This window comes from Alcaligenes faecalis (assembly GCF_009497775.1).
In the GTDB taxonomy this organism is placed as follows: domain Bacteria; phylum Pseudomonadota; class Gammaproteobacteria; order Burkholderiales; family Burkholderiaceae_B; genus Alcaligenes; species Alcaligenes faecalis_D.
This window is the reverse complement of sequence record NZ_CP031012.1, coordinates 1,549,237-1,575,904: the sequence shown is the minus strand read 5'-3', so window position 1 is coordinate 1,575,904 and position 26,668 is coordinate 1,549,237. Positions and strand designations below refer to the sequence as shown.

The 26,668-nt window shown below is 56.1% G+C and carries 42 protein-coding genes; 20 read left to right on the top strand and 22 right to left on the bottom strand.

Features of this window, described 5'->3' with window-relative positions:
• Position 1 precedes the first annotated feature (1 nt).
• The 21 genes from DUD43_RS07340 to DUD43_RS07240 form a co-directional block, all read right to left on the bottom strand.
• Positions 2 to 736 carry a hypothetical protein gene (locus DUD43_RS07340; RefSeq protein ID WP_153229760.1) on the bottom strand — a complete coding sequence of 245 codons (735 nt, stop codon included), beginning with the start codon at positions 734 to 736 and terminating at the stop codon, positions 2 to 4.
• Positions 720 to 1,061, bottom strand: coding sequence for a hypothetical protein (locus DUD43_RS07335; RefSeq protein ID WP_153229759.1), 342 nt, complete (start codon positions 1,059 to 1,061; stop codon positions 720 to 722). The genes DUD43_RS07340 and DUD43_RS07335 overlap by 17 nt, the downstream gene beginning before the upstream one ends.
• A 2-nt stretch (positions 1,062 to 1,063) precedes the next feature.
• Positions 1,064 to 1,699, bottom strand: a complete 636-nt coding sequence (locus DUD43_RS07330; protein WP_153229758.1) for a hypothetical protein — start codon at positions 1,697 to 1,699, stop codon at positions 1,064 to 1,066.
• A complete protein-coding gene (locus DUD43_RS07325; RefSeq protein ID WP_153229757.1) occupies positions 1,696 to 3,138 on the bottom strand; it encodes a packaged DNA stabilization protein in 1,443 nt (480 codons plus the stop codon). The genes DUD43_RS07330 and DUD43_RS07325 overlap by 4 nt, the downstream gene beginning before the upstream one ends.
• Before the next feature lies 1 nt (position 3,139).
• On the bottom strand, positions 3,140 to 3,469 hold the full coding sequence (locus tag DUD43_RS07320; RefSeq protein ID WP_153229756.1) for a hypothetical protein: 330 nt from the start codon (positions 3,467 to 3,469) through the stop codon (positions 3,140 to 3,142).
• A 156-nt stretch (positions 3,470 to 3,625) separates the two neighbouring features.
• The gene (locus DUD43_RS07315; protein WP_153229755.1) at positions 3,626 to 3,955 is read right to left on the bottom strand and encodes a hypothetical protein; all 330 of its coding nucleotides are present in this window, start codon (positions 3,953 to 3,955) and stop codon (positions 3,626 to 3,628) included.
• 44 nt (positions 3,956 to 3,999) lie between these two features.
• Positions 4,000 to 5,085 (bottom strand): DUF4043 family protein, encoded by a 1,086-nt coding sequence (locus DUD43_RS07310; protein ID WP_153229754.1) that lies wholly within the window; start codon positions 5,083 to 5,085, stop codon positions 4,000 to 4,002.
• A gap of 14 nt (positions 5,086 to 5,099) precedes the next feature.
• Positions 5,100 to 5,864: a hypothetical protein gene (locus DUD43_RS07305; RefSeq protein WP_153229753.1), complete on the bottom strand. Its 765-nt coding sequence runs from the start codon at positions 5,862 to 5,864 to the stop codon at positions 5,100 to 5,102.
• 118 nt (positions 5,865 to 5,982) lie between these two features.
• Entirely contained in the window at positions 5,983 to 6,762 is a 780-nt protein-coding gene (locus DUD43_RS07300) for a hypothetical protein (RefSeq protein WP_153229752.1), read from the bottom strand.
• 7 nt (positions 6,763 to 6,769) lie between these two features.
• Complete coding sequence (locus DUD43_RS07295) at positions 6,770 to 7,204, bottom strand: hypothetical protein (protein WP_153229751.1); 435 nt, start codon at positions 7,202 to 7,204, stop codon at positions 6,770 to 6,772.
• Position 7,205: 1 nt separating this feature from the next.
• Positions 7,206 to 9,071, bottom strand: a complete 1,866-nt coding sequence (locus DUD43_RS07290) for a hypothetical protein (RefSeq protein ID WP_153229750.1) — start codon at positions 9,069 to 9,071, stop codon at positions 7,206 to 7,208.
• Positions 9,056 to 10,495, bottom strand: a complete 1,440-nt coding sequence (locus tag DUD43_RS07285) for a terminase large subunit domain-containing protein (protein ID WP_153229749.1) — start codon at positions 10,493 to 10,495, stop codon at positions 9,056 to 9,058. Before DUD43_RS07285 ends, DUD43_RS07290 begins: the two co-directional genes overlap by 16 nt.
• Positions 10,455 to 10,889 (bottom strand): terminase small subunit, encoded by a 435-nt coding sequence (locus DUD43_RS07280; protein WP_153229748.1) that lies wholly within the window; start codon positions 10,887 to 10,889, stop codon positions 10,455 to 10,457. The genes DUD43_RS07285 and DUD43_RS07280 overlap by 41 nt, the downstream gene beginning before the upstream one ends.
• Before the next feature lie 86 nt (positions 10,890 to 10,975).
• Positions 10,976 to 11,242 (bottom strand): hypothetical protein, encoded by a 267-nt coding sequence (locus tag DUD43_RS07275; RefSeq protein ID WP_153229747.1) that lies wholly within the window; start codon positions 11,240 to 11,242, stop codon positions 10,976 to 10,978.
• Positions 11,239 to 11,595 carry a hypothetical protein gene (locus tag DUD43_RS07270; protein ID WP_153229746.1) on the bottom strand — a complete coding sequence of 119 codons (357 nt, stop codon included), beginning with the start codon at positions 11,593 to 11,595 and terminating at the stop codon, positions 11,239 to 11,241. The genes DUD43_RS07275 and DUD43_RS07270 overlap by 4 nt, the downstream gene beginning before the upstream one ends.
• Positions 11,595 to 11,939 (bottom strand): endodeoxyribonuclease RusA, encoded by a 345-nt coding sequence (locus tag DUD43_RS07265; protein ID WP_153229745.1) that lies wholly within the window; start codon positions 11,937 to 11,939, stop codon positions 11,595 to 11,597. The genes DUD43_RS07270 and DUD43_RS07265 overlap by 1 nt, the downstream gene beginning before the upstream one ends.
• Positions 11,936 to 12,646, bottom strand: coding sequence for a replication protein P (locus DUD43_RS07260; protein WP_153229744.1), 711 nt, complete (start codon positions 12,644 to 12,646; stop codon positions 11,936 to 11,938). Before DUD43_RS07260 ends, DUD43_RS07265 begins: the two co-directional genes overlap by 4 nt.
• Entirely contained in the window at positions 12,630 to 13,352 is a 723-nt protein-coding gene (locus DUD43_RS07255; RefSeq protein WP_153229743.1) for a helix-turn-helix domain-containing protein, read from the bottom strand. Before DUD43_RS07255 ends, DUD43_RS07260 begins: the two co-directional genes overlap by 17 nt.
• Positions 13,349 to 13,729: a nuclease domain-containing protein gene (locus DUD43_RS07250; RefSeq protein WP_228125930.1), complete on the bottom strand. Its 381-nt coding sequence runs from the start codon at positions 13,727 to 13,729 to the stop codon at positions 13,349 to 13,351. The genes DUD43_RS07255 and DUD43_RS07250 overlap by 4 nt, the downstream gene beginning before the upstream one ends.
• A complete protein-coding gene (locus DUD43_RS07245; protein ID WP_153229742.1) occupies positions 13,726 to 14,157 on the bottom strand; it encodes a hypothetical protein in 432 nt (143 codons plus the stop codon). Before DUD43_RS07245 ends, DUD43_RS07250 begins: the two co-directional genes overlap by 4 nt.
• Position 14,158: 1 nt before the next feature.
• Positions 14,159 to 14,470, bottom strand: coding sequence for a CII family transcriptional regulator (locus tag DUD43_RS07240; protein ID WP_153229741.1), 312 nt, complete (start codon positions 14,468 to 14,470; stop codon positions 14,159 to 14,161).
• A gap of 263 nt (positions 14,471 to 14,733) precedes the next feature.
• Here DUD43_RS07240 and DUD43_RS07235 point away from each other — a divergent pair, with 263 nt between their 5' ends.
• Entirely contained in the window at positions 14,734 to 15,006 is a 273-nt protein-coding gene (locus DUD43_RS07235; protein WP_153229740.1) for a hypothetical protein, read from the top strand.
• A 192-nt stretch (positions 15,007 to 15,198) separates the two neighbouring features.
• On the opposite strand, the gene DUD43_RS07230 is transcribed toward DUD43_RS07235, so the two are convergent.
• A complete protein-coding gene (locus DUD43_RS07230; protein ID WP_228125929.1) occupies positions 15,199 to 15,468 on the bottom strand; it encodes a YdaS family helix-turn-helix protein in 270 nt (89 codons plus the stop codon).
• 55 nt (positions 15,469 to 15,523) lie between these two features.
• Here DUD43_RS07230 and DUD43_RS07225 point away from each other — a divergent pair, with 55 nt between their 5' ends.
• The 19 genes from DUD43_RS07225 to DUD43_RS07135 all read left to right on the top strand — a co-directional run bounded on the left by DUD43_RS07225 (position 15,524) and on the right by DUD43_RS07135 (position 26,635).
• A complete protein-coding gene (locus DUD43_RS07225) occupies positions 15,524 to 16,222 on the top strand; it encodes a S24 family peptidase (protein ID WP_194273457.1) in 699 nt (232 codons plus the stop codon).
• A 12-nt stretch (positions 16,223 to 16,234) separates the two neighbouring features.
• Positions 16,235 to 16,720 (top strand): hypothetical protein, encoded by a 486-nt coding sequence (locus tag DUD43_RS07220; protein WP_153229737.1) that lies wholly within the window; start codon positions 16,235 to 16,237, stop codon positions 16,718 to 16,720.
• A 497-nt stretch (positions 16,721 to 17,217) separates the two neighbouring features.
• Positions 17,218 to 17,688 (top strand): DUF1566 domain-containing protein, encoded by a 471-nt coding sequence (locus DUD43_RS07215; RefSeq protein WP_153229736.1) that lies wholly within the window; start codon positions 17,218 to 17,220, stop codon positions 17,686 to 17,688.
• Between the two features lie 345 nt (positions 17,689 to 18,033).
• Positions 18,034 to 18,393 carry a hypothetical protein gene (locus tag DUD43_RS07210; RefSeq protein ID WP_153229734.1) on the top strand — a complete coding sequence of 120 codons (360 nt, stop codon included), beginning with the start codon at positions 18,034 to 18,036 and terminating at the stop codon, positions 18,391 to 18,393.
• Between the two features lie 106 nt (positions 18,394 to 18,499).
• Positions 18,500 to 18,748 carry a hypothetical protein gene (locus DUD43_RS07205; protein ID WP_153229733.1) on the top strand — a complete coding sequence of 83 codons (249 nt, stop codon included), beginning with the start codon at positions 18,500 to 18,502 and terminating at the stop codon, positions 18,746 to 18,748.
• Positions 18,749 to 18,927: 179 nt separating this feature from the next.
• The gene (locus tag DUD43_RS07200; protein ID WP_153229732.1) at positions 18,928 to 19,995 is read left to right on the top strand and encodes a hypothetical protein; all 1,068 of its coding nucleotides are present in this window, start codon (positions 18,928 to 18,930) and stop codon (positions 19,993 to 19,995) included.
• A gap of 11 nt (positions 19,996 to 20,006) precedes the next feature.
• Entirely contained in the window at positions 20,007 to 20,744 is a 738-nt protein-coding gene (locus DUD43_RS07195) for an ERF family protein (protein ID WP_153229731.1), read from the top strand.
• A complete protein-coding gene (locus tag DUD43_RS07190; protein ID WP_153229730.1) occupies positions 20,744 to 21,379 on the top strand; it encodes a lambda exonuclease family protein in 636 nt (211 codons plus the stop codon). The genes DUD43_RS07195 and DUD43_RS07190 overlap by 1 nt, the downstream gene beginning before the upstream one ends.
• Positions 21,380 to 21,901, top strand: coding sequence for a single-stranded DNA-binding protein (ssb, locus tag DUD43_RS07185; protein ID WP_153229729.1), 522 nt, complete (start codon positions 21,380 to 21,382; stop codon positions 21,899 to 21,901). It begins immediately after the preceding gene.
• A 91-nt stretch (positions 21,902 to 21,992) separates the two neighbouring features.
• Positions 21,993 to 22,550: a DUF1566 domain-containing protein gene (locus tag DUD43_RS07180; protein WP_153229728.1), complete on the top strand. Its 558-nt coding sequence runs from the start codon at positions 21,993 to 21,995 to the stop codon at positions 22,548 to 22,550.
• A gap of 36 nt (positions 22,551 to 22,586) precedes the next feature.
• Positions 22,587 to 23,012: a DUF1566 domain-containing protein gene (locus tag DUD43_RS07175; protein ID WP_153229727.1), complete on the top strand. Its 426-nt coding sequence runs from the start codon at positions 22,587 to 22,589 to the stop codon at positions 23,010 to 23,012.
• Between the two features lie 32 nt (positions 23,013 to 23,044).
• On the top strand, positions 23,045 to 23,506 hold the full coding sequence (locus DUD43_RS07170; protein WP_153229726.1) for a four helix bundle protein: 462 nt from the start codon (positions 23,045 to 23,047) through the stop codon (positions 23,504 to 23,506).
• A 159-nt stretch (positions 23,507 to 23,665) separates the two neighbouring features.
• On the top strand, positions 23,666 to 24,778 hold the full coding sequence (locus tag DUD43_RS07165) for an RNA-directed DNA polymerase (protein WP_153229725.1): 1,113 nt from the start codon (positions 23,666 to 23,668) through the stop codon (positions 24,776 to 24,778).
• Positions 24,765 to 24,998, top strand: coding sequence for a hypothetical protein (locus DUD43_RS07160; protein WP_153229724.1), 234 nt, complete (start codon positions 24,765 to 24,767; stop codon positions 24,996 to 24,998). Before DUD43_RS07165 ends, DUD43_RS07160 begins: the two co-directional genes overlap by 14 nt.
• A complete protein-coding gene (locus DUD43_RS07155) occupies positions 24,980 to 25,285 on the top strand; it encodes a hypothetical protein (RefSeq protein ID WP_153229723.1) in 306 nt (101 codons plus the stop codon). Before DUD43_RS07160 ends, DUD43_RS07155 begins: the two co-directional genes overlap by 19 nt.
• The gene (locus DUD43_RS07150) at positions 25,260 to 25,439 is read left to right on the top strand and encodes a hypothetical protein (protein WP_153229722.1); all 180 of its coding nucleotides are present in this window, start codon (positions 25,260 to 25,262) and stop codon (positions 25,437 to 25,439) included. The genes DUD43_RS07155 and DUD43_RS07150 overlap by 26 nt, the downstream gene beginning before the upstream one ends.
• Complete coding sequence (locus DUD43_RS07145; RefSeq protein WP_153229721.1) at positions 25,436 to 26,164, top strand: hypothetical protein; 729 nt, start codon at positions 25,436 to 25,438, stop codon at positions 26,162 to 26,164. The genes DUD43_RS07150 and DUD43_RS07145 overlap by 4 nt, the downstream gene beginning before the upstream one ends.
• Positions 26,157 to 26,441, top strand: a complete 285-nt coding sequence (locus DUD43_RS07140; RefSeq protein WP_153229720.1) for a hypothetical protein — start codon at positions 26,157 to 26,159, stop codon at positions 26,439 to 26,441. The genes DUD43_RS07145 and DUD43_RS07140 overlap by 8 nt, the downstream gene beginning before the upstream one ends.
• Positions 26,438 to 26,635, top strand: a complete 198-nt coding sequence (locus tag DUD43_RS07135; protein ID WP_153229719.1) for a hypothetical protein — start codon at positions 26,438 to 26,440, stop codon at positions 26,633 to 26,635. The genes DUD43_RS07140 and DUD43_RS07135 overlap by 4 nt, the downstream gene beginning before the upstream one ends.
• Positions 26,636 to 26,668 lie beyond the last annotated feature (33 nt).

The following is a 26,668-nucleotide window of genomic DNA, read 5'->3' as shown; positions in this document are numbered from 1 at the left end:
ATCAATCTCCTACCGGCACAATGAATGTGCCATCTTCAATTTGAATCAGCCCGTCCCCGACATGAATCTGCAACGGGGACTCAGATACCACCCTGAGCTGGCAGTAACCAGCCAACTTGGCCCATCGGTTGTATGTGTGTAGGCCCTTGACCACGTTTCCGCACAGAATCATGGATGTTGTCGCGCCCACATACCGGTCATGCGCTGGATCATCCTCATGGCCTGGTGGGCTGCCGCGCTGTTGTTCCAGGCGTTCATGAAACCACTGGCCGATCTCGGGGAGTCTTGGGGATGTCTGGACCCATCGGTGGTAATCGAGCCGGTAATACTTCATATGGCCCCAGCCCGGTCTGTCTTCCTGCTCAAACAAGAACTGGAACCCACAAGCCTCAGCCAGTCGTATCGCTGCTTTGTTCTTTGCCTGAATACGTGTCACGACCTCCATGCAGTCCGTCTTTGTGAACATCTCGAACACTGAGAACTGAGAGGCGTCCAACGCATGTTGATTGCGGCCACCTGGCAGAAACTGGGTATGAACCTCATAGATTCCAGGCGCATACCAGGTGTACAAATGTCCACCATGCTCACCAAATAGCGCCACGTTACGCTGATCGGCTAAAAACGGGGCCGGGTCTATTAAATCGGGGCCTGGGCCAATGTATGGCCGCACGCTTGGGTCGTTCATTACGCGCGCAACGGCAGCGGCATCAAACGTACGCTCAAGCAATGGTTTCATAGCCAGACGCCACCAAAGTGATAGATGCAGCCACCGAGGCCTCCGCCTGGATAGTGCCGCCAGCATGCAGAGTCTGGCCGATGGCCTCGCCTACTACGCGGGACTCGCCTGGGGCCAGCGCACGTTTCCACAGCACCGCGTTACCGGCACCGGGCGACGCTCCTTGGATCACCAAGAACACCGTTACCGTGGCCACAGCCGCGCTGGTGTTGGTTACTGTCAGGGCGCTGATGGTTGTGTACGTGCCGCCTGGGGTTTCGTACAGTGCAGTAGGCGTGACTGCCAGGGCAGCGCCCTCGACCAAACGTTTGGGCAAGCGTTGCATAGTTACCTCGGAATCAGTGTGATGGCGGGTGCTGTCGTGTATTCGACGGTCAGCGTATCGCCTAAATTGAGTTCGATTAGCGGCGCACCGGTTATGACCAGATCGACGCCAGCACGAGATAGAGTCATGGCGGTGGTAGCGCCAGTAATCTGGATTGCACAGCGCCGGTCTGCTTGTATCTGCATCGGGCTGGACGTTACTGACAGGGCCTGGAATGGAAGCGCTGATTGGTCTGCGACAGGCTGCGCCATGACCGGTGCCTGATCGGAGCTTTGGTATTGAGCTGGCTGCACCACAGGGCCTGCCCTCTCAAACTGGTAGTCTTCCGCCATGGGGAACCCCATAACAGCCTCACCAGCTCCAACGACATCCTGGCCGCCAACAGGCTGGCTGACAGACTGACCAAACATCAGAGCACCAGAAGCGATATCGTCAAGACCAATAGCGCCCGATGGTGAGACCTCATCAAAAAACTGGTTTAGAGACCCAATCTCAGATGAAGGACCACCTACCCGCCGTAGAACATCCTGCAAAGCACGGAAGAACTCAGGCGAAATATGGACAGGGACATCACGCCCGCCGACATTCACTTTGCCGATAGCAATACGTTGGGGGAACAAGGCTAAGGGTGAAGTCATGATTCGCCAGCCTCCCCCATCATTACTGCGCCCAGCACCACAGCATTCACCGGGTCAGTGACGGATATTTCCCATACTCTGGCCCGGCCATTACCCAACCGGTTCCAGATACAGCGTGCACCGTACTGGCCCAGTCTGCCCATGGTGGCCACCCGCGTGTTGCTCCAGGTGTGCCCGCCATCATTCGACCAGCGCAGCATCATCCGCGGCTCACTGCCCTGCCCAGCTACCAGCCCGACTCCGGCTTGCAGGTCAATCTGCAACGACGAGAAGAAGACCCGCTTCAGGTCTGCATCTTCGGCGTAGGTTGACCGAACGCGCCGGATTGTCTTGCCGTTGTCTGTGTAGATAGTGGCATCCAGAACAAACAGCTCTCCAGTCTCCCAATCACCGACCACATGATCGCGGCCGAGCATGAAGTGGCAGTTGGAGCGGTGGCGGTGGAACAGACCTGTAGCAGCATCAAAAGCCAACCACTCATGCCAGTAGTTGCCGTTGATGTTGTAGACCCAAGTGCGATCAGCAGACGGGAAGTGCAGGACATACCAGGCACTACCGCCCATCTGATAGGTGTAGGCCACAGCGTCATCGATGCGGCCGTACTGGCGAATCTCCCACTCAAGCGCGTGCGTTGAGACGCGGACCGGGCTGTACCCGTCCATGCGCCACACCACGCCGTCACCTGAGCGATCCTTGCCTAGCCACAACAGCTCACCCTTCATCTTGCAGAGTGTTGCCACAGCGGCGCATCCTGTCTCGCCAAAGGCGTTGCCGGTGCGCTCAATCGGGAATGTGGTGTTGCCGGTGTTTACCCAGATCTCAAATGAGTTCGTGCCCATCAGGATCAACTCGCGGTGATTCACGATACCTGCGATCAGTGGATCAGGATCACCCTCTGCGGTGGCGTATTCTGTCCCTACCCAGTTCTTGCCATCAGCAATATCAGAGATATAAAACCGGCCCGAGCCGTCACCGCCAACCACGAAATAGCGGTCCAGGTACTGGGCCCAAGTCACCGTGCTCGGGAAATCCACATCCGTGATGGGTTTCAGCTCGTTCTTGGCCACATCCACGATGTAGCCTCGCTGACCGTCAACGATGATCACTTGGTCGCCGTTGTAGGCCATTCCGACTTGGCCGCGGCTTGTGCCGATGCTTCCAGCCTTTGCTGTGGTGAAGCCAGGAGAAACCCGAAACACTTCAGAGCCGGACACAACGTACACATGGCCGCCGTTCACTTCGACAGCGCCGCGCACCGGTCCCGTGCCGATCTTCACACCGAGGCGCAGGCCTGGCGTCGGATACAACGCGTACTCAGTCTTGCCGCCCTGCTCCGTTGCCTCTACGTACCAGTTAATCAGACGCTGGGCGGATTGATTGGGGCTGCGGGTTAGGTAGGCTGGGCCGACGAATGGGATGCGAATGCGCTGCGCTGCCATATCAATGTCCTGGGTTCACAATTACAAGAACGCCCATTACCAGTGTCGCCCTCGATGCGCCTATCGTCTGCTCAATCCGCCAATGCCAGCGACCCACTTTATTCCGCGTTGTTGAGCCTGGGATCGTAAAAATTGCAGGGTGGTCGCCAACACCGTCAACGCTGGCCGCGTCGTATGCGCCCTTGAATAGAATCAGCTTTAGCGTTCCCTCAAGCGGGATTGAGTCTGGAGACGCCGGGGAGTAAGCGGTAAGTCCGACCTTAATGTCATCACCAGCGACCACTTGAGCGTCACGGCGCGCCAAATCGCCAAGGACAATATCGATTTGCATCAAAAGTACTCCGCTGGAATAGCCCCTTGAGATATGCGTGTCGATGCTGCGGTAGCAATCTCAGACATTCCCCAAATCCACCAATCACCGCCTGGCGTGCGCCCATAGTCGGGCGCCACAAGCACAGCAGCCAGGGAGACATAGGGTTCGTGAACCTCAACTGGCAGATTGTGCGTCGTCCACCGATTTAGGCTTCTGGCTACGACCGCGGCGTGCGCTGCCACCAGTTTTTCCTGGGCTTTCTTCAGGTCTGCCGCTTCCGCCGTCTCCCCCGCTGCCAGAACTCCCAGCTTCTCCAGCACTCTGACCGCTAAGTCTTCCAGTTTCATCTTCAGCCTCTACAGAGAAATGGCTATGTCCACGCAACCGATTGGCAACATCGGCAGACACCTCTTGAGGCTCGTTAAGCTTCAGTACCAAACCAAAGATTTCGATGGTGTCGCGATCCCCTGGTGAGCGCGGGTCGCCTATGAAAGTGATCTTCATGACTACTCCAAGAAAGGGGCGACCAAGGAGGCCGCCCCAACCGCTTACAGGTCGGCAACCCCGGCCGTGTAAACAGTCACGACACCATGCTGGACCAGGTCATCGAGATCACCATTGCCTTTACCAAACAGCAGCTTTTCGATACCGCGCATTTCTTGCACGCCGACACCTTTACGGAAGCCGTAGTCACGCACGTTGGTCGTAGACTTCAGGCGGCTGGCCCATGCCAGGCCGACTGCTTGTGCGCCGCACAGGAAGGACGTGGCAACGTCAATGCCAGAATCACCAACACCAGCAATGCTTGGGATTTCCGGGATTTCACGGATGATGACGCCATCCCAAACCAAAGAGCCGCCGGTAAAGATGGGGTTATCCATCACAGCGCGTGGCCGAGCATCACGGTTTGCCTGTTGCATGACAGGGTCTTGTGACAGGTCGCGGAAGGCCAGAGGATGAGCGAACATGACGAACCACTCTTCATCTTCGTTCAGGCGGACCGGGCGAATAGCCGGATCAGCAGTCTGGGCCATGCGCTTTGCCAGCGAGACAGTGGCGGCAGTCAGCTTGCCAGTGGTGTTGCTGATCAATGCCAGGGCGGCAGAGTGATCATTGGCGGCGTTGTTGCTGCGGGCATTGCCAAACAGAACGCGGTCGGCATTATCCGTCAGCCATGCGTCCTTCTGCGCCTCAGTAGCGGTGCCGTAAGACACGCCATTAATCGATCGCAGGGCGTCGATAATGTCGTTGCGCATCTTGTCCAGAGCCCAGTCTTTCAGAGCGGAGCGGCCAGCATCACGCAGGCCAATCGCAGAAAGCTGCTCATCGTGGTCAGTCACCACCACAGCGTTACGCACAGTATCAACCTGCACTGCCATGGAGCGGCTATCCAGCTCTTCTTCGTTGCCTTCCAGCATGGAGCGGCCAGTTACACCTGGGCCGCGCAGCTTGCGGACGTTAGCGAAGGTGACCTTATCGCCTTTTTTGCGGGTCAGGTCTTCTTTGAGTTGAATGATGGAGTTTTCGCTGGTGCCCATGTACCGCTTGAAACGGTTGGAGCGCACATATTCGCGGAAGAACTTGTCATCCCACTGTTGAGGCGTTAAGCCTGGGGTTGCGATTGTTTCAGCCATGATTTACCTCTTGATTATTTAACAATATCGTCAAGCGGCGTAGGCCCTGTCCATGCTGGCGCTGAACGCGCTGCGGAGGATCGGGCGTTAGCCAGGGATTTCGGGATATTTGGCTTCTCAGCCTGAGTTGTGGCGCTGTCTGCAGCCGGCTGCTGTTGGAGCTCTGCCATCAGTTGCTCTCGAAGGCGTGTTTTATAAGCCTCTGGGTCGCTTCCGATTTCATCCATCACCATGGCGCGTTTGGCATAGTCATAAGCCCACTGATAAGGGTGGGCCTGGGACTGGAGCTGCATGCCCAAGGCTGGATTTTTCTGAACTTCTTGCTGGAACCGCTCAATCACGGCATCAACGTCATCATGCTGCTGCCGGAGAACCATTTCCGACATATTCAGCCGCTCATTAAAGAGTTGCTGCTGCATGATGACTTCTGGCGGCAATTGCTCTTGCTGCTCGTGTTGCTGGCGTGCTTGTTCGGGTCGAGCCTGACGAGCCTGCAGTAACTCCTGCTCCAACTGCTGACGCTTTCGGCGCTCATCCTCTAAAGCTTTGCGGGGAACGTGGTGTTCAGTTTCAGATGTCGGCGGCACATCCTTTTTTTTCGACTCATCCGGCGTCTCTTCCGTACCAGCCGCTTTTTCGCCCGTTGACTGTTCCGTATGATCTCCCTGGTCATCAGCGGCAGCAGCAGAGCTATTCAGTTGATCCTGATCAGCCTGTGCAGCCTGCTCGTTCAAGAGGTCATCGGCGTTGTCACTCAAAACGTCTTCCAAGTTGCTCACATTGCTCTCCAAACGCCCGATATCTGCCCGGCGGCGGCAAATCACGCCCGAAAGCCCGGCGGCGGCACATAAAAAAAGCCACGCAGTGCGTGGCCGACTATTAATCAGTGGAATTCTTCTATGGAGGCGTCAGCCCCATGTCCTTAGCGCGAAACATCGCCAGACCGTAGCCGGGCTCCATGGAGAAGTTGTTGCAGTTCTGCGTGATGTTGCAAGGCGTCGCCTGAGTCTGGAAGTAAGCGAACGCCACGGATGTCTTTGACCCCGCGACCACCGTGCTATCCACCACAAACTCCACGCGGGTGGCAATCCATTCAGCGTCTTTGTCTCGGGGGTTGTACTGACTGTTGGAGAATGTGATCGGCGTCCGGATTCCACCGTAGCCACCAACAATAAGGACCTGCTCGACACCCTCGTTTTGCGGGCTGACTGACATGCCGCCACCAGATCCGCCGTTGCCCGACCACGAAGAGGCAGGCTCACGATCAACTGGCACATACTTAAGCGGGTTCATGACCTTCAGCGCACCGGTATGCATTTCTCCGCTTACCACCGAGAACGCAACCTCTACTTCCTCTCCAGCAACGGCATCCAGCACGTATGCAAAGCCGGGAATCCCCCGGTCGGAACCAACATACGTCGGGGCCATTACTCTCATTGGCCGCCCGTTATAGGTTGCCTCCATCTTCCAGGAGTGCCCAGAAACCCCACGGTCACGCCCAAAGAATCCAATCGCCAGAAACCCGGCGTATTTCGCTTTGAACTTGTAGGTCTGTTCGCCTATGTGCCCATGAAAAAGGAAATCATCTTCTCCTGGTACATCCTTGCGCCACGCTATGCGGGGACTTGTCGCCCGAAAGCCCACACGCCCAAATGCGCCAGCTACTCGTGGCGTCATCCGCATGTCAACTCTCCCAGCGTGCGTACACGTTAAGCGGGTCAGTGCCAGTGTCTTTGCGACGTACTGACAACTGATTAGCGTTGGATATACCAAAGAAGGTAAAGCTCGACTGGGACAGCACTGGGCAAGCCACACCAGCACCACCTTGGCGCACCTCAAATACGACATCGCTGTCATTAATAACCGTTAACTGGGCACAAGCACGGGCAGTAAACACTACAAAGTCCGTGCCATTCGCTGCCGTGCTGACCGAAATATTTCCGCCAGTAGCGAACCCTGGGTGAACTTCCAGCGGCGCAGCTCGCAGCTCAGTGTTTGTCAGGCCGCCTGTGGCCCCACCGCCAGGGCTGCCAATGGCAAGCCCATACGTCCCATCCCCAAGATCAACCAGCTTCAGCCGCCCGCCTGGGAACGGCAGCGCAATAGATTCATCCGCCATCTCAAACCCCCATCAATATATTTTGTGGTGTCGCTACCTGCGCTACCGTCAGTTGTGTTTCTACAGTAGTCCGCTGTGCATCTGCGCCGCTTCTTGCGGCGTCTGCCTCGGATTTCGATGCATCAGCCTGAGTTTTCCGAATATCTGCCTCTGCCTTGGCCTGGGCGAACTGCGCTTGTTGCTGCGCCGCTTCTGCCTGGGCCTGCTGTGCCTGTTCGATTTTCTCAAGCAACTGATCTTTATTCCGCAAGCTGCTTGCCTGAATAATGACCTCTGGCGGGATCGGCATTCCGGACTGGGCCAAGTCAGCCAACACCTGAAACTGCTCAGATTGAATCGTGGCAACATCTGGCCCTTCCTCAATGACAATATCTACATGAAGGCCACTGATCTCGTTATCGATCTCAACAACTTCCTGCAAGCGCGGGTCACCTGGCTGCACACCCATCTGAGCGGCCGCTTGCTGGGCCTGCTCTGGCGGCATTTCCTGCAGCTTATCTCCAAGGGTTACTTTCTTGTTGAGGCCCACCCATTTCAGGTTTCGCTCATCATCGGTGACGCGAATCCAGCGCTCTTCAGTCCAGAACTGACGAACCCGCATCCAAACAGCTTCAAACACTGAGCGCGTCCACTGCCGAAGGTCATCGGTGGATGGCTCCATTTCGATGCTGCCGCCCTGTTGCTGGGCTTGGATGGCCCTGCCTGACTGTTGACGAGGGTCTTTCCCCGCCATCGCCGCGTTTGGCCCTGCCGCCTGCATTTCTCCAGTCACGTGCTGCAGGAGTTGCATTTGTGCAGCGGCCATATCGCCGGTAGGCAATATCCCAAAGTCTTTACCAAACTCGGCAGCCTCATTGATTTCAATGTGACCGTCCGGCTTGGCCAGCTCACGGCGCGCCTGGTCTTTATCAGCGATTGCACGACGATTGCCGTACGTCTGACGCACAGACACAAGATGAAGTGCCTTGCTGCGTCGCTTATTGATCTCGTCCTGCATGCTGATCATGCTGCGCACATGGCCGTATCGGTTGTTCTCCCGGTCTATGTAAGAGCTGCGCAGAATGAGCGTTCTGGCAGGCATCCCATACTCATCTAGGTAAGGCGATTCCTGCGGCTCATCCAGCATGCCACCACGTGTAAACGTGCAGATTGTGTTGACACCCTCAGAATCCACATACTGCATCTGGACCACGCGAATACGAGTGCGTCGATTGTCTGACCACATCGCATTCTTGGGTCGATCATCGAAAGTGTCGGAGCTTGAGGCGGCTTGTAGGGTCGCCTCAATAATCTCTTGTGCATCAGGCCACCTTGCCAGCGCCTCGCTTCTGTCCATCCAGATAACGATGCCTACATAGCGAGCGTCAGAGAAGTCTGGCTCACGGCTATGGGGGTCATAAATGATCCGATCCCATGGCACATAGGTGATTGCTACATCGATCTGACCGTCTGGTCGCTCAACCACAACAACGTCTGCGCCACCGTATCCTTCGATAAGCAAATTCTCGTATACCCGACTGCGTACCTCGTCAAAATTGTTCTGATCTGCGACGAAGCGCAACGCGTCCGTAGCAGCATCAGCCAGTTGCTCTTCTTGAGGGGTGCGCGGGAAAGCCTTTGGGTCTGAACGCATTCGACGCTCAAGACCACGCAGGAAATCCACCTTGCGCTGGATGTAGTTGATCGTCAGGGCCGGTTGGCCGCGCTTGCGCAGTGTTTCAAGCTCAGCCTTCGTCCACTGCTGATTGTCGTAATACTCGCGATCGCGCTCCGAGAAGCGGCGTGCGGCATCAGTGGCGGATTCGGCCTCCTCGAACCACGCCACAAGCTGCGAGTGTTCGTTGTCGGCAATCACTTCACTTTCCATGATTCTTCGTCGCTATCAGAGTCGTTAAAAGCATCGTCCCAGCTATCCTGGCGGGAACTGGAGCGGCGTACTGGCACTACGGCAGGATGCGCCTCATCAAGGGCGCGCCCAATCATCCCCGCAACGTCCACTTCGTCATCGTGTGCGCCGCCGGGGAACTTTAAGAATTCGTCTATTTCTGCATTTGGCTCGAACCAGACTCCGCCCATAGATAGACGGGCCTGAATGCCGCGTGCTCTGGTTGGCTTATCGCTTATGCTGGGCAGCCACTCAAGCCGTGAGTAGCAATTGCGCTCCCTCATCCGCCTAGTGAGCATTGGCTCAATCGACTTCTGGATAACACCGGCTTCACCAAACCATGCCAGCGGCCGGTACTTGAGCATCAGATCAATCTTTCGCTCTATCCACTCGTCGGAGGCTGTCTGGCCTCTCCAACCTGCTACCCGGTATATGTCGCCTCGTTCGTCTACACCCCAGACCCGATGCACCGTCCAGTCACCACCGTCTGCCGTTACTGCGTAGTCGCTGGTGCCGTACAGGTTTAGGGCCGCTGGCAGCCGATCCCAGGTCTTAAACCAGTCGCGCCGGAAGTAAGTGCCATCATCTGGAGTCGGGTTCTGCTGATACAGGGCATTCCAATCACGCTCGGGCAGAACCGCCTTAATCTCCAGCAGGCGAGTAAGCGGATAGTCCGCTTCCCACAACGCATGTCCACGCTCGTCAATTGCTGGGAGGCTTAGCACCTCCCACTGGTCGCCACCGTGCTCCTGCTGAGCCAGCAACCGACCGGACAGGTCGTCCTCATGCCAGCGAGTGTTAATCAGGACAATGGCACCGCCAGGCATGAGCCGGGTATAGGCTGTGCTGGTATACCAATCCCACACGCGCTGCCTGCGTCTCTCGCTATCTGCCTCTTCCCTGTCCTTGAACGGGTCATCAATCAGCAGGATATGAGCGCCGCGCCCAGTAATAGCTGTTCCAACACCAGCAGCGACATACATACCGCCACCGCTTGTGTGCCAACGATTCGCCGCTTTCGAGTCAGATGCCAATTGCACCTGGAACAGAGCATTGAACTCTGGCTCAGCAACGATATTTCGCACTTCCCGCCCAAAGTCGCCAGCCAGATCACCGTTGTAGCTGGCAGCAATAATCTGCTTGGCTGGGTTCCGACCAATGAAATAGGAGGGAAAACGACGAGACGCCAGCTCCGACTTACCATGCCGTGGCGGCATGCAAATCATCAATCGCTTGCACTCTCCCCGCTCAACCCGCTCAAGCGCCTCTGCAATCAGATGATGGTGAGGTGCTGGACGGTAGCCTGGGAATGTGTACTCAGTGAACGCGATAAGGCCTTCTCGACCTCTACGGCGTCGCAACAGCTCAGCGGCGGCCTCCTGCGGCGATAGCTGCGAGCTGGTCATCTGAGAAATCCGTTGCTGAGAATCGAATAGGCCCGCCGTCCTTGCCCGTGTGCTCTATGACCTGTTTGTCCAGGCCCAGCAGCTTGGCTTTGCCCATCGTTGCAGCTACTGCAGCGGAAGACTGTGCGGTCTCGGCTGTTAGAGCGGTGACGCGAGCTTCTTCTAGCTCCTTTAGCAGGTCATCAACCGTAAGTTGATGGCGCTTTGCGTGGGCAGCTTGTAATTCTTTTACCCTTACCGATACCTTACCGTGAGCAAGCAGCTCGCTTGCCTTTACAGCGATGACTTCGGGCTTCATCTTTTCGGCGTTGTATGAGCGCCGGTAGGCTTCGGAGGCGTTGCCCGTCTCTACATAAGCAAGGGCAAAGGCCTCCTGCTTTGGAGTCAGGGCCATGTGTGTATCCAATAAAAAACCCGCCGATCTTTCGATGGCGGGTCAGTTTCAAATCCTACGGGCGCAAAAAGGCCACCTCCAATGTATCAGTTGGCGTAGCAGTTTGCACCAACTCCATGTATCAGTTTTACGTGCCAGAAATACAGAGACGATGTTTCAGATTCCTTGATCTGAATCACCTGACCATTTTCTATCAGGCTTTCAAGTACCCGACGCACTCCTACCCTGATAGCTTGTCGGGTAGCGGGTGGCACCGCCTGGGCTTTTGTGACGTGCCGGACAATCTGAGCCATCCGAAACTGGCGACCGGGATGCGCCCCCATAAGAGAAATGACCTCGTTCGCATACTTCATCCCAACTCCCTCCACACCAAATCCCTGAACAGGCCCAGGTACAGCCTGTATTCCACTTCCCTGACCCATACACCTGTAACGCTCTTGATCCATCGCTGGGCTGCTTCTCTGCGCTGCTGTGCATGCATCCCCTCAAACCTGCCATTACGCTGCGGGTACTCGGCAATAACGATCATCTGCTCAGGCTGCGGCAGGGTCTTGTGTAGTTGGTCCACCTGCTCAGCCTGGCGCACATCCACCCTCTCGGCGTTATCGTCGTCGGCGTAGTGCGGGGCCATGTTCCCCACAGTAGGCCCCTGACCACACCACCGCGCCCAGTTCCACAAAATCGAATCAGCGTCGTATTGCCTCATCAGACCTCCTGGATCCTCAGAATCACAGCGCCACCAAGCACAGGCTCTTTCATGCTCACTACCAACGGGTCAAACGCACTGTCATCCACCCCCAGGGCATCACAAACGCCGTCAATACCCGACTTCATCGATGCCAGCAGATTGTCCCGGTCCCTCCTACGCTTATCTGGCGGCATGAACTCCAGCACCAAGGCCGGGCTATCCGGCACCGGCTGTTTATGCTGGCTGGCCAACAGGCGACATTGCTGCCGGTATGCGGCTTTCAGCTTTGCCAGCGCCATGTGGTGCAGGCGTGCATTTGGGCTTAGGCCTTTGTTTGGCCATGGCAACCGGATCTCGATCATGCAGCCTCCGACAACGCAGCGCGGGCCATGGCCAGAACAGTCGGGGATCGGCCTTTCTGGTTGTCCAGAATCTTCCGCGCCCAGCCTTTCTGATCCTTGCCCTTCTGGTTGAATGCTTGGTGTGCCAGCTCCCGCACTTTCTTCTGCCCCTCAGCGCGCACTTCTTTTGTGTCCACAGGCGACGGCAAGGCAAGAGCCGGAGCTGGTATGTCAGCCCAAACGCCCAACGCAAGCTGGCTGGCCAGTGCTTTGTTCCAGCGGTTCTCCAGTTGCTGGTAAGCCTGGTTCATCATGTCGTACTGCCCGACCGCAATAGCAGCGTGAAAGATCGCCGGGTGTGACCATGCGCCTACTTCTCCCTTTGCTCGGGCCTGCATACCGCGTACCGCTTCAAAGAACGCCACATCCGCTTCCAAATGCGGCCGGCATGCACGCAAAAACTCTGGCAGGCTCGGCGGCCAGTCGAACATGCGGCGGCAATTCTTGATGCCCAAGGCTACGTCCTGCGGGGCAATGCCCTCTTCGTCAAACGCTTCTGCCCAGGCTTCTTTCCAGTCTTGGATGGCCTGAATATCCTTGAAGTTCGAGCGGAACTTGTTCGGGTAAATGCCGTTCAAGCGGTTGTACAGGTGATCCATCAGGCTGATACCCTCCAGCTTGGCGTGGGCCATCAGCCATTGGTTTGGCGCTTCACACGTCGATAACATCGTCGTTTCCTCCTGGGCGTTTTCGATTGCGGTTCACGTAGGCCAGCGGGTCGAATCCGCCGCTGCTATGCCCGGCCTGCACTGAGTCCTTCACAGGAAAAATTCCAGTCCAGCCGCGTTCAATGCTCTGCTCGATAGCAGCCGCTGGGTCGTGGCCATCAGCGTGCAGCTTCTCCAGGGTCCGCAGAGAAAGGCGTTTGGCAGCATCCGTCCAGGCCTTACCGGATTTCTGTTTTCGGAACTCATCCCACATCGACCATGCATCAGCATCCAGCCAGCCGGGCACCTCCACGCTTATCTTCTTTTGCGGTTCCTTACGGTTCCTTGATGGTTCCTTTACGGTTCTGGGTGCAGCTGCTGCGGGGGTGGGTGCAAATGCTGCGGGGGTTCTGTCGTTATTTGCGGGGGTTTCGTCTTTATTTGCGCCCCGCATTTCCTGCGGGGGTGCAAATGCTGCGGGGGTGACGGTGTACACAGTGGAACGGCCTTGGCGCTGCTGGGCTTGCAATGCACCAGCATCAATCAACCACTTGATGGCATTCTGTACAGAGCGCTCAGATAAGCAGGTGCGCGCGGCGATGCTCTCAACAGATGGCCAGCACACGCCCTGGTCGTTTGCGTTGTCTGCCAGGGATATAAGCACGGCCTTCTGAGCAGGTGTCATACCCTGCAATGGCCAGCACTCGGACATGATGATCGTGCTCATGCCTTCACTCCATCTCGAATAGGCGCCCAGCTGGCGTAAGCGGAATCCCAAAGAGCAAACTTCTCTGCTTTAGGCGCGCCAGATTGATCAATGTATTGGTGACAGGGCATGCAGCCCGGCACCGTGAATTTGTCGTTTGCCTTGATGCCCATCCCTTTGCCGTGTTTGGCCTGGTTGGAATGACAAGGCACTACTGAGTCGATACCGCCAGCGCCCCAGCACACGCCTGGCACCAGCAGGTAGCAAGGCTGCCCACGGCACATATCCAGATAGGACTTGTCGTGCCATACGCGCTTCTTTGGTGCGGATTTCTTCCAGGCGCTACGGGCCATCGGTTTTGTGGGAGCTTTGAGCGTGCTGTTCCATGCCATCTTCATTTGCCAGCCTCCGGAAACACCAGAAACACACCACGCTCTCGGAAATCAGCCTGCACAGCCTCGGCATATGCGCTCAGTTGCTTTCGATTCATGAGCGATGTCACTGGTAAATACTTCATCATCAGCAGCTTCTCTTCGTAGCTCCGGCCTTTGATGATCGAGTCATACATGCCTTGAAACTCGGCGTCTTCGGCCCGCAGAATCGGTACGCCGTGATGCAGCTTGCAGTAGCAGCGCCAGCCCAGTGAATCATCCTCAGGCAGCTCACGCGCTATCTGCCCATACCAGACATGAGTAATGTCGTTCTGGGGCTGTGTACGGGCCTTGCCGGTCTTGATTGAAATTCGCAGGTAGCGATGCGCCTGGTACTGACTGCGCACGTCGCCAAAAAAGCGCTGCAAGGACTCATCACTATTTACGATCTGCATATCAGTCCTCTTCTCGCTCAAGCTCAGCAATGAAGTACTTGGCCACAACGCGCTTCATAAACTTGAGTTCGTCGCGGTCAACCACCATCGATGTGGTCCGAGAAACCTGAAAACCTAAAGCAGCCAACAGAAGACAGATTGAGTCCAGGTCGTCCTTGACCCAACGGCTAACCGTGCTTGGGTCCACGCCAATGCAAGCCGATGCACGGGCCTGCGTTACCTCTGCAAGTCGGCTCATGATCAGTGCTTGAATCCGTGCACCGTTCTTGCGTGTGCTTTCGCGCCGCTCGCCCGATACTGTTTCTGTGTTCATCGAGTACATCCAATTAAAACGAGGCCATCCAAATGACCGAAACTGAAAAAATCTTGACTACCGCCGAAGACATCGCACGGCGTACTTTTGAAGAACCAACGCAACAGACAGTCATGCAACTGTTTGCGCGTCTGTGTGATGAGCAGGACAACCGAGCGTTTGAGGCCTCAGAGTCGCCATGCGTCACGCACTGAGTGAAGCCCGGCTCCTTTCTCGTATGATTGGAGATCTCACAAACCAACTTCTTGAGAAAGGAGCCTTTCATGGGCGAAGACGAAAACAAGCCAATCGGGAAAATCCTGGTGCCTATTCGCGTGGATGGAGAACGAACACCGCCACGCATATACGACCTGCTCATGTCGAAGGGCCGCTATCTGCTGATGCTGGAGACAATTCAGCACCCGACTCACGGTCAGGGGCTTCGTACCCTAGTGCTAGATACAGAACATGTCCGTCAGCCATCGGCACCCGGAGCCCCTTGGACGTATCAAATTCCAATAGACGCAAAGACGAAGCCCGAATCAGGGCTGCAATAACCCATTCACGGTCAAAGCCCGTCTTCAAAGGGATCCCGGTTCGCTGGGATTCAAGCCAAGCCTCCTGCAGCAGTTCACCGAGTCGGCTAAGAGCTTTAGTCCCCATATCTCGATATGGGTCCATGTCTTTGCGTGTCTGGTCGTATGCAGCCCGCTGCCGCGCTGCTATATCAGCTAGTCGCTGTTCATCGGTCATACATGCTCCTTCTCAGCCAGCTCGGGCCAGATTCGGTGCCAGTCGTCTGGGCGTAGGTCGCGGCGGGTTACGGCGCCGCAAGTCTCCAGTTCCAAGATGGCGCTGAGCTTTTCACCCGCTTTGCGGTACCCATATGCGATGTTTCGCAAGAACGGCCAAGTAGTCTCACAGCGAAGCGCAAGAGCTTCGCGTTCAATGACCGGCAAATTCATGAGGTATGTTTTGAGCTTTTCCATGGATTCGAGAATACACCATTCGGTGAACATAAACAACACCAAATGGGGAATTCACCAATTGGTGCCTGCGTGCTGTAATCACGAGATGGACAGCACTGTTGAAATCCGCAGGAAAAACTTAGCCGCTCTAGCAGCAGAGTTCGGCTCATCTACTGTTGCAGCGCGCACAAAAAGATCACCAACTCAGATCAGCGACATGATTGCTGGTCGTAAATCGTTTGGTGAAAAGGTGGCCCGCGCAATGGAGAAAGAGTGGGATGAGACTTTGGATGCGGGCTGGTTGGACATACCGTTAAAAGATATGCCGATGGCACGGGTATCGAACGCACCCTCGACCAATGGCGATGATGCCATTTTCGAAAGGCTGGACATCAAGGCTGCTTGTGGCCCAGGAATAAGAAACGAAGATGTGCCAGACGTTCTTTCGACGATTGCTATGCCGCTTGGCGTGGCCCAAAGGCTTCTTGGCACAACAAACAAAAACAAGTCAGTGAAGATCATCATGGCCACCAAGGACTCCATGACACCGACTATCCTTCCAGATGACCTGTTGTTTGTAGACACATCTATCAATGAATACACATCAGAAGGGATCTACCTACTTGTCCATGATCATGATCTGGTTTGCAAACGCTTATCTCGGCCAGGAAAAGAGATAATAGTCACGTCTGATAATGACAGATACCCGCCCTGGGTCTGGTCAGAAAGACCATATGAAACCAGGATTGTTGGGCGCGTATTGAGAGCATTGCCTATGCAATTCAAGGTATTTGGAGAGGGTTAAAAGGCCGTAATAATGAAAGCGAAATTCAATGTATTTGAGGGTGCGCGTCGCATTGTGACTATTACGATGGCGATGGTTGCGGCTATTGGTGCTTGGTTCACTATCTACCCAGGTGTTTCATCCGCGGCATTCATTAAATTTGAGAGCGGATATAAGCCCGCACTGGTAGAGAAATGCCCTATTTATAGCGTCTCCGAGTCAGTCTATGGACGTGAAAGTCCAGTGGAGGGCGTATTTTTGACAGGGTGTTTTGTGGGTGTTCTTCTGGGGCCGAATAATAGAGACTTAAGGGTCGCGGCCTTAACCGACCCTCGCCTCATGGGTCATCTGCGCAGTGATATTGAGAAGTTGAGATCGAAGGGCGTTTGGGATGCTAGAAAAGAAAATCTACAGATAATAGGGATTTTCTTGATTTCGATATATGCCCTATCAACAATCGTAGGATGGATCGTCCGAGGTTTTTTGAGCATCCCTAGAGGGAAAGACTCAAGGGAATAGCCCACATAAAACCAACACCCGCTACGGCGGGTTTCTTTTTGCCCGCAATTTCACCATTTGGTGTTGACAATCAATTCACCATTTGGTGTAATTCATCTAACGCTTCACCAAACAGCCGGTTTAGGCCAAAGCCCAACCAAGGCAGTTAGAGAGAGCGCCAGCAGCAAAGGCTGCGCCCGCTAAGGCGGAGGCTCTTTAAAAATCAGCAAAGCGATAAACAGGCCAATGGTGCGAACGTGCACGGCTAGGCCCAGGGCGCATCCCCACACCCCCTGATAAAGAGTGAGACGGACAACCCGTGACGTGGGGATTTAGTACGTTGCGCTACCTGGAGCCAGCTTGGCTGGGAGTAGCCAGGAGCGCAGCGGTTATCCACCAGCATCTTGACTCAGGGTGCTGACGGATAAATAGGAGATAGACATGCAACAGCAGGACAAACCAATGCGCTGGCCCAGCGATTTCCCGGGCAAGCATGACAAACAGGAAAAGGAACAGGCATGACACAGAGCGTGAACATTCAGATCCCCGGCCAGACCTTGGCTGTACCGCTGCTTAAGCTGCTGGCTTTGCTGGCAAACGAAGAGCCGGTTGCAGCGCCTGCAGGCCTACCTGCCGCCATCGGCTCCGAGCTGCAAGGCGGTATTTACGTTGGCCCCATGGTTGAAGATGGACAACTGGTGCACCTGATTGCAGCCAAAGAATCCCTGGGCAGCCATGAATGGGAAACGGCCAAGGTGGAGGCATCCCGCTACAAAGGCGGTGGCTTTCTTGACTGGCGCCTGCCGACCAAAGACGAGGCGATGGTTGCTTTAGTGCATGCCAAAGCCCTGTTTGATCAGGAATATCACTGGACCAGCACCGAGCGAGGCAGCTACCCCTGGGCGGTCGATTTCGAGCACGGTGGCGTGAGCATCAGCAACCGTCTCCTCGAGTTCCGTGTCCGCCCTTTCCGCAGATTGTCCATTTAGCAATTCAGTATTTTCCGGCGAAGCCGGAGAGTTCAATGCCTGCAAAGCTGGTTTTGGAGCAATCAGGCTCAGGCCCCATCCGGCAGGGTATGCCGGACCATCAATCCCTTCTGATAGCGGTCCTTGGCTGTCGTGTTAGCGACGGCAGCAAACCCCAACCCCTCCATACGTGTGAAGTCCGAGCAACGGTGCTTTATCCGATCAAGGGCTGCTATCAGAGGGCATAGAACTCTGGAACTCCACCAATACCGCTCCGGTGCGCACCGGACGTGAAGGTGGTGGCCACAAGCTAACCCTCTTCCTATTTTCAAGCGCCGGGTTTCGGCGCAATCCCCGGAGCTAAACATGAACGCTTTTGCTATGCGTGAGATAGACGCGTACGAGCTGGCGGAGCGCCGCCGCGCCTATATCGCGGAGCAGATCCGCAACTGCCTCAAAGGCGACACCACCTCAGTGCTGATGTCGTGGGGCTTTCCCACACCAGCAAACCTGAAATCACGGGCCGATCTGCTGGAAGTGCTGAACGACCAAATGATCGCTTATGAGAAATCCGATGCAATCGGGCCATTTGTGAAGAGTGTTCTGAATCATGACCCCGTATATCGGGACGGCCTGAACGCGCATCTTCTAGCACTCATTCAAAGCTGGGCCGACGCCAGTCATGACGCCATGACCACGCAGGAACTGGAGGCGCTGCCGTGCTAGACCTGGCTGCTTTCATTCTCGGCATAGTCACAGTGCTCGCCATCGTTTTTGGCTGCATGGGCTTTGCTTACCTAATTTCAGAAGTAATCAGTATCTGGAGACAGCCATGACAGAGCCAATTAAAGATGGTGGACCAGCGTTTCCTGTTCCTCTTAACCCAGGGGAGCCTTGGCAAGGAATGGCTCCTTGCGACGGCATGACCTTGCGTGATTACTTCGCGGCCAAGGCAATGCAGGGCTGGCAGGCAAACCCGAATCCCAATGACACGCCGATTAACGATGTTGCTCAATGGTCGTATCGGATGGCCGACGCCATGTTACGCGCACGAAGCCAAGGAGAGCCTGATGCCTCATAGCCAAAACCCCGGCTTCCCCCGCACTCGTCGCCGTAACCCTTTCGACGGACGGGGATGCTACGCACCAAATAGCAGCACACCTCCGTGGGGCTGGCCCCTCACCCTACTCATTGCCATAGCAGTCTGCGGACTGCTTTTTTTCGGCCCGACTCTGGCGGCCCGAGCGATTGGAGCATGACATGAACGAAGTTTTAGAGTTGACGGAACTCCCCCCAGTAGAAACAGCACTGCAAATCTACCAAACAGCGAACGGCCTGGACCCGTACATTGAGCGCATCCGCCAGGAAGTGACTGGGCACGAATCGGACTTGAAAACAAAGAAAGGTCGTGACGCGATTGCAAGCCGAGCGTTCAAGGTGCGCAAGATCAAAACCGCCTTGGACGGCCTGGGCAAAGAGCAGGTGGACCGGCTAAAGGAAATCCCCAAGCTGATCGACGCTGAACGCAAGCGCATGCGGGAAACGCTGGACGCACTGGCCGACGAGGTACGCAAGCCGCTGACGGAATGGGAAGAAGCAGAGGCCAGCCGGGTAGCGCTACACCGTGCCGACCTGGACGGTATGGCTGATCAAGCCCGAGAAGTCGGTGGGCTTGATGTTGAATCCCTGCGCCAGCGCATCGCAGTGGTTGAGTCTGTGGTGATGGACGAGGCTTGGGAAGAGTTTGAAGCCGAGGCCCACCGGGTCAAAGCCAAGGCTCTGGAAATCCTGAACTCAGCCCTGGCTGAACGCCAGAAGTACGAAGCCGAACAGGCGGAACTGGCCGAGTTACGCCGCAAGCAGGCCGAGCAGGAGCAAAAAGACCGCGAAGCCGAGATTGCCCGGCAAGCGACTGAGAAGGCCCGAGCCGACGCGGAAGCCAAAGCCCAGGCTGAACGGGATGCCGCCGCAAAACGTGAAGCCGATGCCAGGGCGGCCGCAGAACAGGCTGAGCGGGAACGGGCCGAAGCCATCGAACGCCAGAAACAAGCTGAGGCCCGAGCCGAAGCTGAAAAGCTGGCCGCAGAGCAACGCGCCAAGGATGCCGCCGAAGCCGCCCGCCAGGGGGAAATCAAGCGCCAGGCCGACGAAAAGGCGGCAGTAGAAGCTGCACAGCAGAAACGCGAGGCCGATATCGCACACAAGGCCAGCATCAACAATGCCGCCCTGGCTGCCTTCATCGAAAACGGCATGCCCGACGAGTGCGCCAAGCAAGCCGTCATTCTGATCGCCAAGGGCCTGATCCCGGCTATCCGAATCCAGTATTAATTGAGGACATCATGAGCACAGAAATCATTGAAGCCCCACAGGCTGCTACCGCAGCCCCCGCCCCAGCCGGGTCACCGATGGCCATGGCAATCGCCGCCCTACAGTCTGGAATGAGCCCTGAGCAAATCGGACAAATGATGGACCTGCAGGATCGCTACAACGCAACACAGGCCAAGAAAGCTTATGACGAGGCGTTCGCTGCATTCAAGGCCGAGTCAGTCACAATCATCAAGGGCAAGGCCCGTTCCGATGGCCCGCTTAAGAATCAGAAGTACGCCGAACTGCATGACGTTGTAAATGCAGTCACCCCTGCCCTATCCAAGCACGGGCTTTCGTCCAGTTGGAAGCTGACCAAGGATGACAAAGACTGGATGGAGGTCACCTGCTACCTGCGGCACGTTGGCGGCCACCAAGAAAGTGTAAGCATGGGCGGGCCGCCAGATACTGGCCCAGGCCGCAACGCCATTCAGTCCCGCGCCAGTACCAAAACCTACTTGGAACGCTACACCTTGAAGGCCATTACCGGCTTGTCCGAGCAGGACGACGACACCGATGGCCGAGCGCCGGCGGATCCTGCACTGAAAGAATCTTGGATCAGCGAAGTGGCCAAAGCCGAAACGCTGGAGCGGTTGGAAACCATCTGGCAGGAAGGCGGCAACGTCATTTACGCAACCAACAACCTTGCTGATTACAACGCCTTCAAAAAGGCCGTATCGGACAAGAAAAAGATGCTCACGGAGGCTCAATAATGGAAGGCTTAATCATTCACACCGCCGAACAGGGCACCCCGGAATGGCTCCAGGCCCGCAAGGGCGTCATAACTGGCAGCCGTTTCAAAGACTGCCGCGACCGCCTGAAAAGCGGAGCCCCTTCTAAGAAGTGCTTGGACTACGCCATGGATGTGGCCCGAGAGCGTGAAGGCGGCGAACCTATGCAGGTCTTTGTGAACGGCGCTATGCGCCTTGGCACAGAGCAAGAACCCTACGCCCGTGCTGTCTATGAGCGCAAGACCGGGCACATTGTTGACGAGGCCGGTTTCATCACGACGCCTGACCGCCTGTTTGGGGTTAGCGTGGACGGTCTAGTTGGCCAGGACGGAATCATTGAGATCAAGACGATGGTCAGCAGCGACACTCTGTTCACCGCGTTTGTGAACGGCGATATTGCCGCCTACGTAGACCAATGCAATGGTGCAATGTGGTTGCTCGGCCGTAAATGGGTGGATCTGGTCTTGTGGGTTCATGACCTAGGCCGCATGAAGATCATTCGCATCGAGCGCGACGACAACCAGATCGACTTACTTGAATCCGATCTGATGGAGTTTGAGCGGACAGTCACCAAGTATCAGCACGAACTGCGGGACGCCCTGCTGGAGGCCGCATAAATGGCCTCAGTCAACAAAGTCATTTTGGTGGGCAACCTCGGCCGCGACCCAGAAGTACGCTACAGCGCGGAAGGTTCGGCCATCTGCAATATTTCCATTGCCACGACTTCGCAGTGGAAAGACCGTACCTCGGGCGAGCGCCGCGAGGAAGTGGAATGGCATCGAGTCGTGTTCTACAACCGTCTGGCTGAAATCGCGAGTGAGTACCTGCGCAAAGGCCGTCCCGTCTACGTAGAAGGTCGCCTGCGTACCCGTAAATGGACGGGCCAGGATGGTCAGGAGCGTTTCACGACCGAGATCATTGCCGAGCAAATGCAAATGCTGGGTGGCCGTGACGGTGGTGATATGGGCGGCGGCAGCATGGGTGGTGGCGAATACGGTGGCCGCGGTGGTGGTGCACCAGCTCCACAACGTGCTCAGCGCCCAGCGCCTCAGCAACAGCAGCAACAACAGGCTCCACGTAATAACGCTCCTATGTCGGACAACCTTGCCGATATGGACGACGACATACCTTTTAATTGAGGCGACACGGCCTAGAGCGCTGATTTGATTCAGTGCCGTGCCGCCTACCAACAGCCCTTCGGGGCAATCTCCCGACAAGGAATCCCAAGCAATGAACACAGTCCAATTCGATTTGGGTGGCGGAGCCATGCTCGCGCTACCTACCCATACAGTTGCTGAGAAATTGATCGGCAGCCTGAAACAAACAACTGCACCCGCCCCAGGTCGCCACAAGATCGGTGAATACCTCGCCGGTCAGGGAGGTATCTACGCTGGTGACATCCAAGGCGGTGACGGCGTGCTGTACGGCCTGATCATCCCGCAACCCAAGGACGTCGGGACCGCAGCCTGGGGCCCAGATGGCAGCCTTGATCTGTCCGACTGGGACGGCTTGAGCAATACCAACACCCTGCGCGACAAATACCCTGCCGCCAAGCTGGCCAGCGACTACGAAGCTGACGGCCATTGTGATTTCTATCTGCCATCCCGGCGCGAAATGATGATTGCCCTGGCAAACGTGCCAGACCTGTTCGAGAAATCGAGCTGGTACTGGACCAGCAGCCTGCGTGGTTCTTATCCCTGGGCGGTCGATTTCGAGCTCGGGCTCGTGTACCGCGACTTCCGATACCGCGAGTTCCGTGTCCGCCCTTTCCGCAGATTCGCCATTTAACGCTTTACCCCTTTACTTCGGCACAGGAGCCACCCAATGAGCACCAATGAAACCATTTCCCGCGCCCCGGACCTCGGACAAAGATGGCCCGAGCAAGGCGGCGTTTACATTGGCAAACGCCTGATCGATGGCGCGGCCCACCACATCATCATTGCTGCGGGCATTGAATCTGACATTGAAAAGGTCGAGTTCAAGAACGTGGACAAGGCAGTAGCAAACGTTGGTGATATTAACGGCCATACCGACTGGCGAGCGCCGGAGCAAGAGGATCTGATGCTGGCCTACATCAATGCACCAGAGCAGTTTGTGCGCGAGGGCTGGGACAGCATTTACTGGTCCCGCTCTGAGCACCATGACTATCCCTGGGCGGTCGGTGTCGAGACCGGGAGCGTGTTCAGCAGCCTCCGGTACGGCGAGTTCCGTGTCCGCCCTTTCCGCAGCATTGTCGCTTCATCCATTTAACTATTTAGCGGGCGTCAGCCCGCAGTAAAGGCATGGCACTTCACACCGACACCGCAATATACAAAGCCACTTATTCACTGTGTCAGCTCGTCACGCAGTTGGTCTCCAACATGCCCAGGAACTACAAAGCGGATTTCGGCGCGGAACTGCGCCGCCGCTGCATGGATCTGGTCATGCGGGTTTATGAGGCAAACACCTCAGACGATCGGACCGACATTCTGCGCAAAATGCGACAAGAAGTTGAGGCGGTGAATCTGTCATTGCGGTTGTCAGTGGACCTGCGCCTTATTTCACGCGGGCAGTATGCCCAAGCCATAGCCCTCACGGATAGCGTCGGCAAGCAAGCTACCGGATGGCAGAAACACTCGGAACGTGCGCTTGATGCCGGTTTGCCAAGGCAGACCGGACAACGCGCCAATCAATCTGGTCGAGCCGCTGGGCCACAAGCCCACCGCCAGGCGCAACAAGGATATCGACGGCAGCAGTCGGGGTGATCCTGCGCAGTCCGCTCAATGAGCCAAAGTCTCGCTGGGCCGATGTGAATAGCTCGAATGAACCTGGGCGGTCGATTTCGAGAACGGAAACGTGAACAACAACAACCGAAACAACGAGTTCCGTGTCCGCCCTTTCCGCAAACTGAACCGAGAGCTTCTATGGATACTGGCTATTCGTTCGAGTTGCTGGTGCAGGCGTATTTCACCTGCCGACGCTTGAAACGCAACACAGCAAGCGCCCTTATGTTTGAGCGAGATCTGGAGCGCAACTTGCTGGAGCTACATGATGATCTGGTGACCGGGGATTACAGCCCAGGCCGGTCCATCTGCTTTGTTATTACAAGACCCAAGCCGCGAGAGGTGTGGGCGGCTGATTTCCGTGATCGGATTGTGCACCACCTGCTCTATAACCAGATCTCGGAACGGTTTTACCGGCGCTTTATTGCCGACTCCAGTGCTTGCATCCCTGGTCGTGGCACCCTGTACGCCGCCAAGCGGTTGGAAACCAAGATCAGGAGCCAGACGCAGAACTGGAGTAAGCCGGGGTTCTATCTGAAATGTGACTTGGCCAACTTTTTCGTGAGCATCGACAAACGAGTGGTCTGGCCGATGCTCGCCAAGCACATACCGGAACGCTGGTGGCGCATGCTGGCTAAGCTGATCTTATTTCACGACCCACGCAACAACGTGGAGATACGCGGGGAGCAGGCGCTGCTGCAGCTCGTTCCACCACACAAGCACCTGATGACTGCACCACGGCACCATGGGTTACCCATTGGCAACTTGAGCAGCCAATTCTTTGCAAACGTGCTGCTTGATGGGCTGGATCAGCATGTCAAACACCGTATTCGATGCAAACACTACGTGCGTTATGTCGATGACTTCGTTCTTTTGCATGACTCGCCTCAGTGGCTGAATGAAGCCCTGGCAAGCATCAATGAGTATTTGCCGACCTTGGGCCTACAACTCAACCCTACCAAGACAATCCTTCAACCCATCAACAGAGGCGTGGACTTCGCTGGCCACGTTATCAAGCCCTGGCGTCGTCAGGTGCGCCGTCGCTCTGTTCGCACCGCACTAAACCGCATAGAAACCGTACCGACTGACAAGTCGCTGGAAACAATCAACAGCTATCTGGGGCTCATGCGGCACAGCAACGGGTACAGAGACAGAGCAAAAGTAAGCGCCGCAGCCAGAAAGCGCGGCCATGCCATCGCCTGGGATGCAACCAAAGCATATCGAAAATCAGGAGCGCCACATGGCCCTCAGTGAAGAACTGCACACACGCCACAAAGGCAGCAAACCCCTGCCCCGCCTTCGACACATCGAACCGGGGCAATTTTTTACCCTTCGCCATGACCAAGAGGTGCGCGTGCTCCTGCACAAAACCTCTACCCACGGTCATTTCAATAACGGATATGCATCCCTGTGCCATGAGCTGGAACGCTCTTGTGTGGTCTGGGGTGAGAGCGGATGGGAAGCAAAAACATGAACTGCAATTGCATTGAAGAAATCGAAGCAAAGATCAAAGAGCTCCACCAGCCGCAGGTGAAGGCGCCAATTGAATCAGTGCGCTGCCGCAACATCACCTACGTCCTGGACGGTGCCAATCCTGGGACGTATATCAGCATCCCATTCGGAGTTAAGTCGGACACCCCCGGCTACCGCAGCGAGAAGGGCAAGGACCTTAGCATCATCGTCTCGTACTGCCCTTTCTGCGGAAAGAAAGCCAAGGCTGACAAGGAGGCCGCCAATGCGCCAGAACCACAGCATGCCTGACGATATGCGTCACAACCCAGTCCAGGCGATCAGCCAGTTGGTCATCAACCAAGAACGCGCAGCACAGGTATACGGAACACGCGCATTCATCCCGGTGACTTCCAAAGCCGCCCCCAACCCAAATTACCCGCAATTGCAGGAGAAAAAGCGATGAGCACAGATACACAAAACAGCGCACCCGTAAGCGCGGTGCCGCAAGGCTGGAGGCTGGTTCCGATAGAGCCGACCGTGACCATGAGAATAATGGGTGGCTCGGCTGCTGTTCAGGCTGGTGGATCATGGGGCGATGTAGCTGTGCAGGCGTACAAGGCAATGTTGGACGCCGCCCCCGTTGCCGCCCAGGCGCAGCAGTATGCAAGCGGCGGGAACTTGGCAGATCGCTTAGACGGTTTAGCGGATACAGCATCGCCCGGCTCACAAATGCAAAGCGATCTGTACGCGGCAGCGACCATTTGGCGCAAGCACCTAAAGGGGCCTGCCGCGCAGCAACCTGTAAGCGGTGCTGATGCCGGGGAGTTGCCGGATGCGGTGCGCGTACCGCTCGATAGCCTCCATGCTGACGCAGGCTATCTCGTCGGACGGGCGCTAGATCAGAGTTTGTCCAGCGCCGAAGTGGTGTCGGTGATCAGGTCTCGCATCGACGCTGCCCGTGCCGCACTCGCTCAGCAGGACGCCGACAAGGCAGATGTTTGGCAATGCACGACAACGCTGACAGAAAGCGATGATTTGATCTGGCTATATTGCCAAGACACGAACACCATCGACGGCCCTGTCGCATCAAGCCCTGAGTTTATTGACTCATGGACTCACTGGGCATGGGTAGAGCATCCAAGCACCGCATCAATCGACACAGCCCGTAAGGAGCATAGTAATGCTTAAGAAAAAAGATATTGAAGGGCTTCCGCCAGAGCTGTTGGCTCAGCTCAGCAAGAAAGCAATTGCCAAGACAGAAAACCCAGTCATTGCCAGCATACGACAGCGAGAGATCGCAAGCATCGATCAAATCATGATCGACATTTACCGATCAACTGGCCAGGTCAAGAAACGGCAGGCTGTGAGCATGGAATTATTCAAATTAGCCAAAGCCGGACTGATCGCCCGCATACCGAAACGCCAAGGGGTCTATCGCATCGCAGACCGTAAGGAGCAGGCATGACGCTCACTGCATTCGGCTACGAGTTTCAGTGGCTGGTGATGCTCAACAAGTTCCTTGATGGCTTCCTTCCAGGGCTCGGGTTCACGATGGGGGTCGCCATCGTCTACTTGTTGGCTCTCTGGTTTGCGCGGAAACCAAAGCCCAAGAGCCGTAAGGTGCGCGTGAAGCTGATCGCAAAGGAGCCAGCCAAGTGACCGAAACAATCACGGCCATGATCGCAGTCACAG